Here is a 1,459-nt window from a genome sequence, read left to right as displayed (position 1 = left end):
TGCTGCAATTATTTCTGAACATCGTAAAAACGAAGTTAAAGAAGCTATGGACTGGTGGCAGGGACAAGGCGGATCTGTATTATTGCTTACATTAACCGTTCCCCATTATTCACATACCGATATTAAACAACTCAAAAAAGACCTTAAAAAAGCATATTCAAAATTCTTCAAGGGTGTTCGTGCATCTCAAAATATGTTCTCAAAATGGATGATTGAGCATTACATTTCATGCTTTGAAATTACGCATGGCGACAACGGTTTTCACCCTCATTATCACGTTTTGTTATTTATCCCTTATTCAATTGGTGTGGGTTCTTTATCCCTTATGCAGGCTGATATGTTTAAGGTTTGGGAACATTGCTGTTTAAAGGCAGGTCTAGGCGCACCAAGTCAAAAACATGGATTACATTTGCAAGCTGGCAATGAAGCAGGTAACTACGTTTCAAAATGGGGCTTAGAACATGAAATGACTAAGGGCCACGTTAAAAAAGGGAAAAAAGACGGTAGAACTCCATTTGATATTTTAAGAAGTTTTGATGAAACAGGTGATGAAAAAGAAGCTAACTTATTCCGCTTGTATTATTTTGCTTTTAAGGGGCAACGCCAATTAAATTGGTCTAGAGGTCTTAAAAAACTTTGTAGCAAAGGACAGGAAAAAACAGACCAAGAAATTGTAGACGATACTGACAACGTAGCAGAAATGCTTTTCAAATTAGATATTGAGCTATGGAATGCTGTTAGATCGCAAGGCAAACAAGGCGAATTGCTTATTGCTGTTGTTGAAGATCAGACTCTCAAAAAACCTATGGACTTGGTGCGCCAATGTTTGATTGATCAAGGGGTCTTAGGGTCGCCCTAACAAGGTCACAGGGTACTATGTGTATCCTTGCTTACATGTTGTCATGTTGTCATGTTTACAAGTACCGAACGAGTGTCTACGAGTGACGACTCCGCAATAAAAACTAAAAACCTTCCCTCTCTGATTACAAGCTCCCATCTAAACCAAGATCGGGAGTTTTTCGGCTATGCCGACGTGAAAATATTTGATTATTTTTTGTTTGGATGTATTATGTGACTATTAGTAACATAAGGTTTTTAGAATGGCAGTTCAAAAACGATTAGCCCTCACAATTCAGCCAGACTACTTGGATTTATTGAAGAAAGTAGCCGATTATCAAAATATCCCTGTATCAACAATGGTTATGGGTTTATTAGACGCACAACGCCCAGTAGTTGAGGCAATGCTTAAAGCTTTTCAGGATATTGAAGCAGGTAAGGATAAACAAAAAATTCTATCTGAACTTTTAGCTTCTGGCCTTGAAGCAGCAGCTCAAGAAATGAGAAAGGATTAAATAGTAAAGCCCCAAGAATGGCAGTTCTTAGGGCTTTGAATTCGTGTACAACCAAATACAACGAGGTACAACCATTGTACAACCAAAACACTCCAAATCAAAGCGAG

General features: G+C 38.2%; 2 protein-coding genes. Both read left to right on the top strand.

The window, feature by feature from the left end; genetic code table 11:
- Positions 1-859, top strand: an 859-nt coding sequence (locus FTV42_RS16860; RefSeq protein WP_180039253.1) for a protein rep, incomplete at its 5' end; no start/stop codon positions are given.
- Between the two features lie 241 nt (positions 860-1,100).
- Positions 1,101-1,352 (top strand): hypothetical protein, encoded by a 252-nt coding sequence (locus FTV42_RS16855; RefSeq protein ID WP_180009754.1) that lies wholly within the window; start codon positions 1,101-1,103, stop codon positions 1,350-1,352.
- Positions 1,353-1,459: the final 107 nt, after the last annotated feature.

This window comes from Acinetobacter sp. YH16052 (assembly GCF_013417155.1).
Taxonomy (GTDB): Bacteria; Pseudomonadota; Gammaproteobacteria; order Pseudomonadales; family Moraxellaceae; genus Acinetobacter.
This window is presented reverse-complemented; position numbering and strand designations above follow the sequence as displayed.